At 71.1% G+C, this 9,289-nt stretch carries 2 protein-coding genes and 2 pseudogenes; 3 read left to right on the forward strand and 1 reads right to left on the reverse strand.

Annotated features, from left to right (window positions below; translation table 11 throughout):
- Positions 1–208: 208 nt before the first annotated feature.
- The 3 genes and pseudogenes from ACZ4W9_RS18815 to ACZ4W9_RS18825 form a co-directional block, all read left to right on the forward strand.
- The gene (locus ACZ4W9_RS18815; RefSeq protein WP_467937024.1) at positions 209–1,909 is read left to right on the forward strand and encodes a carbohydrate-binding module family 20 domain-containing protein; all 1,701 of its coding nucleotides are present in this window, start codon (positions 209–211) and stop codon (positions 1,907–1,909) included.
- A gap of 155 nt (positions 1,910–2,064) precedes the next feature.
- Positions 2,065–5,190 (forward strand): annotated as a pseudogene (locus ACZ4W9_RS18820) (alpha-amylase family glycosyl hydrolase); the annotation flags it as partial.
- A 152-nt stretch (positions 5,191–5,342) separates the two neighbouring features.
- Positions 5,343–8,396: pseudogene (locus ACZ4W9_RS18825) on the forward strand (alpha-amylase family glycosyl hydrolase); the annotation flags it as partial.
- A gap of 77 nt (positions 8,397–8,473) precedes the next feature.
- Here the strand turns inward: ACZ4W9_RS18825 and ACZ4W9_RS18830 are convergent.
- On the reverse strand, positions 8,474–9,289 hold an 816-nt coding region (locus ACZ4W9_RS18830; RefSeq protein ID WP_467937026.1), incomplete at its 5' end, for an alpha-1,6-glucosidase domain-containing protein.

Here is a 9,289-nt window from a genome sequence, read left to right on the forward strand (position 1 = left end):
CCTTTGCGAAAGACTTTGCGCCCAGGTCCTTCAACTATTTCCTGCTCAACTGTCATTTCTGCGCGAGGGGTTGACCTGCGGTAAGCGGCGCCGTACGGTCTCGACCGCAATTTCTTGCAGAAAGAACCATCGAACGGCCTTACCTGGCATGGCGCGTTGTCAACCAAGGCTGACTCCGGTATCACCCCACTTCCCCACTGGAGCAACCATGGCCAGAAAGACCGTGGCCGCTGTACTCGCCGCCCTGGCGGGAGCCGCTGTGGCCGTCACGGCACCGACGCCGGCGCAGGCGAGCGCGCCCGGCGGCAAGGACGTCACCGCGGTGATGTTCGAATGGAACTTCAAGTCCGTCGCCAAGGCGTGCACGGACCGGCTGGGCCCCGACGGGTACGGCTACGTCCAGGTCTCCCCGCCGAACGAGCACATCCAGGGCACCTCCTGGTGGACGGCCTACCAGCCCGTCAGCTACAAGATCGGCACGAAGCTGGGCAACCGCTCGGACTTCAAGAACATGGTCGACACCTGTCACACGGCGGGCGTCAAGGTGGTCGCCGACACCGTGATCAACCACATGGCGAACGCCTCCGGCACGGGCTCCGCCGGGTCGTCCTTCAGCAAGTACGACTACCCCGGCACCTACTCCGCGGCCGACATGGACGACTGCACCACGAGCATCAGCAACTACGCCGACCGCTGGAACGTCCAGCACTGCGAGATGGGCGGCCTGCCCGACCTCGACACCGGCGAGGAGTACGTCCGCAAGACCATCGCGGGCTACCTGAACGACCTGCTCTCCCTCGGCGTCGACGGCTTCCGCGTCGACGCCGCCAAGCACATCCCCGAGGACGACCTCGCCAACATCAAGTCCCGCCTGTCCAACCCCGGCGTGTACTGGAACCAGGAGACGATCGGCGCAGCCGGGGAGGCGGTCCAGCCGCCCGAGTTCTACAACACGGGCGACGTCCAGGAGTTCCGCTACGCCTACGACCTCAAGCGGGTCTTCAACAACGAGAAGCTCGCCGAACTGAAGAACTTCGGCGAGGCCTGGGGCTACGTCTCCAGCGGCAAGGCGTCCGTCTTCGTCACCAACCACGACACCGAACGCAACGGCGGCAGCCTCACCTACAAGGACGGCGCCAACTACACCCTCGCCCACGTCTTCATGCTGGCCTGGCCGTATGGCTCACCCGACGTGCACTCCGGCTACGAATTCAGCGACAAGGACGCCGGCGGACCCAACAACGGCCAGGTCAACGCCTGTTACACCGACGGCTGGAAGTGCCAGCACGCCTGGCGCGAGATAGCGAGCATGGTCAAGTTCCGCAACACGGCCGCCGGCACCGCCGTGACCGACTGGTGGGACAACGGCAACAACCAGATCGCCTTCGGCCGCGGCGACAAGGCCTACGTCGCCATCAACCACGAGGGCTCCGCCCTCACCCGCACCTTCCAGACCTCCCTGCCCGCCGGAAGCTACTGCGACGTGCAGAGCGGCAAGGGGGTGACCGTCGACTCGTCCGGCCGCTTCACCGCCACCCTGGGCGCCAACTCCGCCCTCGCCCTGCACATCGGGGCGAAGAACTGCGACACCACCGTCGACCCCGATCCCGACCCCACCACCGGAGCCTCGTTCCGCGTCAACGCCACCACCCAGTGGGGGCAGAACATCTACGTCGTCGGCGGCACCTCCGCCCTCGGCAACTGGAACCCCTCCAACGCCCTCAAGCTGGACCCGGCGAGCTACCCCGTCTGGAAGCTCGACCAGTCCCTGCCCGCGGGCACCACGTTCGAGTACAAGTACCTCCGCAAGGACGCCGGCGGCAACGTCACCTGGGAGAGCGGCGCCAACCGGACGGCCACCGTGCCGTCCGGCGGCGTGGTCACGCTGAACGACACCTGGCGCACCTGACCGCACCACCCCCAAGACGAGCGAGCGCCGCTCACCGCAGACGAACGGCGCCCACCGGCAACGACCGCCCGGCCCCGCGCGACCGGGGCCGGGCGGTCCCGCGCCCCGCCGCACGGCGGCGCCCCGTCCTTGCCCACGACCGACACCCCGAGGAGATGCGTCACGTGGTCGGCAGACCCAGACACCACGCCACCGTCCTGGCCGTCGCGCTGTGCACAGCCGCACTGCCACCGCTGACGCCCCCGGCGACAGCCGCCGGGCCGCCCCCGCCGCCGGCTCGCGCCCGGACCGCGCCCCGGCCGCCGACGGACGCATGGCTCGCACACCAGCCGGCCCGCCCGGCGGTGAGCCGGGAACAGTTCTACCTGCTGCTGCCCGACCGGTTCGCCAACGGCTCCACGCGCAACGACCGGGGCGGACTGACCGGCGACCGCACCACCACCGGCTACGACCCGACCGACAAGGACTTCTTCCAGGGCGGCGACCTCAGGGGCGCCATCGACCACCTCGACTACATCAAGGGCCTCGGCACCACCGCCATCTGGCTCGCACCGGTGTTCAAGAACAAGCCCGTGACGGTCCGCGACGGCAGGGCGACCGCCAACTACCACGGCTACGCCATCACCGACTTCACCCGGGTCGACCCGCACTTCGGCACCGAGGCCGACCTCTCCGAGCTGATCGACAAGGCCCACGCCAAGGGGATGAAGGTCTTCTTCGACGTCATCACCAACCACACCGCGGACACCATCGACTACGCCGAGAAACGCTACGGATACCGCAGCAAGGGCGCCTACCCCTACCTCGACACCGAGGGCCGCCCCTTCGACGACAGCACCGGCATGCGCCCGGCGGACGCGGACGGCGCCCCGTACACCCCCCGCGTCTCCGCCGACCCGCAGGACCGCAAGGTGCCCGGCTGGCTGAACGACCCGTCCATGTACCACAACCGCGGCAACTCCACCTTCGCCGGGGAGAGCGCCCTGGACGGCGACTTCATGGGCATGGACGACCTGTGGACCGAACGGCCGGAGGTCGTCCGGGGCATGGAGGAGATCTACGAGAAGTGGGTCGACGACTTCCGCGTGGACGGCTTCCGGGTCGACACCGCCAAGAACGTCGACATGGCCTTCTGGACCCAGTGGGCCACCGCCCTCGACCGCCACGCGGCCCGGCACGGCCGCCGGGACTTCTTCCTCTTCGCCGAGGCGTTCTCCGCCGACGCGTCGATCACCGCCCCCTACGTCACCCAGGGCCGGCTCGACGCCACGCTCGACTTCCCGTTCCAGGCCGCCGCCCGCAACTTCGCCTCACGCGGCGGCCCCGCGGACGACCTCGCCCACGTCTTCGCGCAGGACTACCGCTACACCACCGACAAGACCAACGCCTACAGCCAGGTCACCTTCCTCGGCAGCCACGACATGGGGCGCATCGGCACCTTCATCGCCCAGGACCACCCCGGCGCGGACGACGCCGAACTCCTCGGCCGCGACCGCCTGGCCCATGAGCTGATGTTCCTCTCCCGGGGCAACCCGGTCGTCTACTCCGGTGACGAACAGGGCTTCACCGGCTCGGGCGGAGACGTGGCCGCCCGGCAGACGATGTTCGCCTCGAAGGTGCCGGACTACCTGGACGACGACGAGATCGGCACCGGCCGCACGGCCGCCTCGGACGCGTACGACACCTCCCACCCCCTGTACCGGGCGATAGCCGCCCTGTCCCGGCTGACCAAGCGCCACCCCGCCCTGCGCGACGGCGTCCAGACCGAACGCTACGCACAGGGCTCCGTCTACGCCTTCACCCGCACCGACGTCCGCGAGGGACGCGACTACCTGGTGGCCTTCAACAACGCCACCGAGGACCGCACCGTCACCCTGCCGGCCGGCTCGCCGGACCTCCCGTACCGCGCACTGTACGGTGCCGCCGGCAGCGCCCGCGCCGACGCCGACGGAAAGATCACCGTGACCGTCCCGGCCCTGTCGTCCGTCGTGTACCGGGCGGCCGGACCACCGCGCCCCTCGACGTCCGGACCGGCGCTGCGACTCACCGCCCCGGACGCGGGGGCCCACGGAACCGTGGAGATCTCCGCCGACGTCACGGGCGGCGGATACCAGCGCGTCGTCTTCGCCGCCCAGACCGGCGACGGCCCGTGGCGGACGCTCGGCACCGCCGACCACGCGCCGTACAAGGCCACCCAGACCCTCGCCCCGGACGTCCCCGAGGGAACGCCGCTGCGGTACAAGGCGGTCGTCGTCGACCGGACCGGCCGCAGTGCCGGCGCCCTCGCCACCACGACCGCGGGCCGGGCGGCGACGGTGCCCGCACCCACGGCGGCACGCCACTGGGCCGTCGTCCACCACCGGCGGCCCGACGGCGACTACGACGGCCTGCTGCTGCGCACGGCCGACGGCCGGACCGCCGCCTTCACCGGCCGGGACGCCTACGGAGCGTTCGCCTGGCTGGCCCCGGCCGAGGGCACCACCGACATCCCCTTCACCGTGGAGAGGAACGGCGTCCCCGACGGTCCCACGCGCACGCTGGACTTCGCCGCCACCCCCGAGGTGTGGACCGAGCAGGGCAGCGACGCGGTGACGGGAACCAGACCCGCGGACACGTACCCGGCCCAGGACCCGGCGAAGGCGGTCGTCCACTATCACCGGCCCGACGGCGACTACGACGGCTGGGGCCTGCACGCCTGGACGGGAGCGGCCCGCCCGCCGGAGTGGAACGACCCCATCCGGCCGGTGGGCCGGGACTCCTTCGGCCTGGTCTTCGAGGTCCCGCTCACCGAACACGCGGACTCGCTCAGCTACCTCCTGCACAAGAAGGAGGACAAGGACGTCCCCTCCGACGAAACCCTCGACTTCTCGCTCTACGGCCACGAGGTGTGGCGCGTGGCCGGGGACGGCACCTACCTCACCCCCACCCTCGGCGGAGCCTTCGGCCTCGACCTCGCCACGTCGGCCGCGACCTGGCTGGACGACACCACCGTCGTATGGCGGGGGACCGGTGCCGGAGTCGCCAGCCAGCAACTCGTGTACGCACCCGACGGCGGCATCCGCCTGGCGAACGGTGCCCTGTCGGACGAGGGGCACTGGCTGCGCCTGCTGCCCACGCGGCTGACCGACGCGCAGCGGTCCGCCCATCCCGGGTTCGCGGACCAGCAGGCCTTCACCGTCGACCCCCGGGACCGCGACCGGATCGCCGAGGCCCGGGCGAGCCGCCAGCTGATCGCCACCCAGCGAGGACAGGACGGGGCCCTGCTCGGCGCGACGACCGTGCACCTGCCCCCCGGCTGACCTCCCCAGCACACCGTACGAAAGGAAAGAGCCGCACCGTGACCCCAGCATCCACCGCCCGCGGCAACCCGGGCCGGCCACCGGCACGCCCGCGCGGCCGGAGACTCCCGGCCGCCGTCACCCGTGCCGCCACCGTGGCCGTCACCGCCGCACTGCTCGCCACGGCCCTGCACGCCGCCCAGCCGGCCACCGCCTCGGACCGGCCGCCCGCCCCGCCCTCCGACGCCCGGCTGGCCGCGGTGACGGCCCGCCACGACCTGACCCGCGAACAGTTCTACTTCCTCCTGCCCGACCGGTTCGCCAACGGCTCCGCCGGAAACGACCGGGGCGGACTGACCGGCGACCGCACCAGCACCGGCTACGACCCCACCGACAAGGGCTTCTACCAGGGCGGCGACCTGAAGGGCCTGATCAGCAGGCTCGACTACGTCAAGGGGCTCGGCACCACCGCGATCTGGCTGGCCCCGATCTTCAAGAACAAACCCGTGCAGGGCAACGGCGAGAGCGCCGGCTACCACGGTTACTGGATCACCGACTTCACCCGGGTCGACCCGCACTTCGGCACCAACGCCGACCTCGCGGAACTCATCCGCAAGGCCCACGCCAAGGGGATGAAGGTCTTCTTCGACGTCATCACCAACCACACGGCCGACACCGTCACCAACACCGAGAAGACGTTCGCGTACCGGGGCAAGGGCGCCTACCCCTACCTGGACACCGAGGGCCGCCCCTTCGACGACGGCGAGGGCATGCGCGAGGTCGACGCCCGAAGCTTCCCCTACACACCACAGGTCGCCCCGACCGAACGCGACGCCAAGGTCCCCGCCTGGCTCAACGACCCCACCATGTACCACAACCGGGGTGACTCCACCTTCGCCGGCGAGAGCACCCTCTACGGCGACCACACCGGTCTGGACGACCTGTGGACCGAGCGCCCCGAGGTCGTGCGCGGCATGGAACAGATCTACGAGAAGTGGGTCGACGAGTTCCGGGTCGACGGCTTCCGCGTCGACACCGTCCGCAACGTCGACATGGCCTTCTGGACCCAGTGGGCGACCGCACTGGACGCCTACGCGGCCAAGAAGGGCCGGAAGGACTTCTTCGTCTTCGGCGAGACACTGTCCTCCGACCCGGCCGTCACCTCGCCGTACGTGCGCCAGGGCCGTCTCGACGCGACACTCGACTTCCCGCTCCAGGACGCCATCCGCCAGTACGCCTCCCAGGGCCGGGCGGCCGACCGGCTCGCCGACGTCTTCGCACAGGACTACCGCTACACCACCGACAAGGCGAACGCCTATGAGCAGGTGACCTTCCTCGGCAACCACGACATGGGCCGCATCGGCGGCTTCCTGCTCAAGGACAACCCGAAGGCCGACGACGCCGAACTCCTGCGCCGCGACCGCTTCGCCCACGAGCTGATGTTCCTCTCCCGGGGCAACCCGGTCGTCTACTCCGGTGACGAACAGGGCTTCACCGGGGCCGGCGGCGACAAGGACGCCCGGCAGACGATGTTCGCCTCGAAGGTGCCGGACTACCTGGACGACGACGAGATCGGCACCGGCCGCACGGCCGCCTCGGACGCGTACGACACCTCCCACCCCCTGTACCGGGCGATAGCCGCCCTGTCCCGGCTGACCAAGCGCCACCCCGCCCTGCGCGACGGCGTCCAGACCGAACGCTACGCACAGGGCTCCGTCTACGCCTTCACCCGGACGGACACCCACCGGCGCGGCCACTACCTGGTCGCGTCCAACAACGCCACCCAGGCACGGACCGTGCGCGTCCCCACGGGCTACGCCCGGATGGCCTACCAGGGCCTCTACGGCACCAGCGACACGGTGACCAGCGGCGCCGACACCCGCGTGACCCTCACCATCCCGCCGCTGTCGTCCGTGGTGCTGAAGGCGGCGCAGCGACCCGGCACGCCGGCCACCCGGCCGGCCCTGGAACTCACCGCACCCGCGGCGGGCGCCACCGGAGACGTCGACATCTCCGCCGACGTCAGCGGCGGCGGACTCGACCGCGTCGTCTTCGCCGCCCAGGTCGGCGACGGACCGTGGCGGACGCTCGGCACCGCCGACCACGCCCCGTACAAGGTCACCCAGCACCTGCCCGGCACCGTCGCCCAGGGCACGCCCCTGCGCTACAAGGCCGTGGCCGTCGACCTCGCGGGCCGCACCGCGAGCGACCTCGCCACGAGCACGGCCGGCCAGGCGGCGGCGCCCAGGCCGCCGAGCGCCCTGAACCGCGCCTACGCCGTCGTGCACTACCAGCGCCCGGACGGCGACTACACCGGCCGGCGCCTCGAAGGCGCGGGCCAGTCGGCCGAGTTCACCGGCCGGGACGCCTACGGCGCGTTCGCCTGGGTCAAGCCGGAGGACGGCGCGCGGAGCCTGACGTACACGGTCACCGGGAACGGCACCGCGGACGGCCCGCGGCGCACCATCGACCTGGACAAGACGGGCGAGGTGTGGATCCGGCAGGGCGACGACGGCCAGTCGGACACGGCACCGCCCGGCGCCTACCCGGCCCCCGACCCGGCCAAGGCCGTGATCCACTACCACCGGGCCGACGGCGACTACGACGGCTGGGGCCTGCACACCTGGACCGGTGCCCGGCACCCCACGGACTGGTCGGCGCCGCTGACGCCGACCGGCAGGGACGCCTTCGGCGTGACCTTCGAGGTGCCGCTCGCCGACGGCGCGACCTCGCTCAGCTACATCGTCCACAAGGGCGACGAGAAGGACATCACCGCCGACCGCTCGCTGGACTTCGCCACCTACGGCAAGGAGACCTGGCTGATCGGCGGGGACAGCGACTACCTGCTGCCGACGGTGGGCAGCGCACCCGACCTGGACCTCGGCACGGCCAAGGCCCGGTGGATCGACACGGACACGCTCGTGTGGAAGGTGAAGACCACCGACTCCACCAGCCAGCAGCTCGTGTACGCCCCCGACGGGGGCATCACCGTCGAGGACGGCGCGCTGTCCGACGAGGGACACTGGCTGCGGCTGCTCCCGTCGAAGCTCACGGACGCGCAGAAGTCGGCACATCCCGAGCTGGCGGACGACCCGGCGTTCACGGTCGACCCCCGCGACCGTGACCGTGTTCCGGCCGCCCTGCGCGCCCAGCTCATCGCCACCCAGCGGGCCCCCAACGGCGCCCTGCTCGCCGCCACCGGCGTCCGCCTTTCCTGACACGCCACGACAGACGGGTGCCCCTCGCCGAGCGAGGGGCACCCTTCGTGTGTGCGGGGAACCGTGACTCAGCGGGTGAACACCGCGACAGTTCGTGCCGGGACGGTGAACGTGCCCGAACCGGCCGTGTACGAGGCGGACTTCACGGTTTCGTCGGCGCCTGCGGCCTGTACCGGATGGAGGTGGTATGAGGTGCCGGCGAGGGTGTCGACGCGCTGTCGCCGCTGTTGCGGGGTGGCGTTGAAGACGATGACGAGGTCGCCGAGTCTCATGGTGATGACGCCGGGTGTCTCGTCCTCGCCGGACAGCGGGAAGGACAGCCGCCGCTGGACCTCGGTGGCGGTGGTCAGGGAGAACGCCTTCTCGGTGGTGCGGATCTTCAGCAGGTCCCGGTAGGCGGCGGAGGCGGCGGTGATGTCCGCACAGCCGGCCTTCACCGTGGTGAGCAGGGGCCGGGCGTAGTCCCACTTGGACCGGTTGTCGGCCGCCGGGGGCAGGCCGCGGCCGAAGCCGTTGCCGTCGGCGCAGTTCCAGTGGACGGCGTTGAACCAGTCGCCGCTGTCGAAGGAGTTGCGGTCCAGGGACTTGGACCGCAGCAGGTCGCTGCCCGCCTGGGACAGCGCCGGGCCCTGGGAGAGCACGGCCGTGGCCATGGCCAGCACCTGCATCCGGGCCCGGCCGGCGGCGGGAGTGGCCGCCGGGAGCTTGTAGGCCAGCGCGTCGAACAGCGACTCGTTGTCGTGCGCGTCGACATAGGCGAGGGCGTCACCGGGGGCATCCGCGTACCCGGCGGGCGAGCCGTTGTAGTCGACCTGCGCGCCGGTGGTCTCCCTGCCGCCGCTGTCCGTGAAACGGAACCGTGCGAGGCTGCCGCTCAGCCCCAC

It is taken from the genome of Streptomyces sp. NPDC029296, assembly GCF_055569255.1.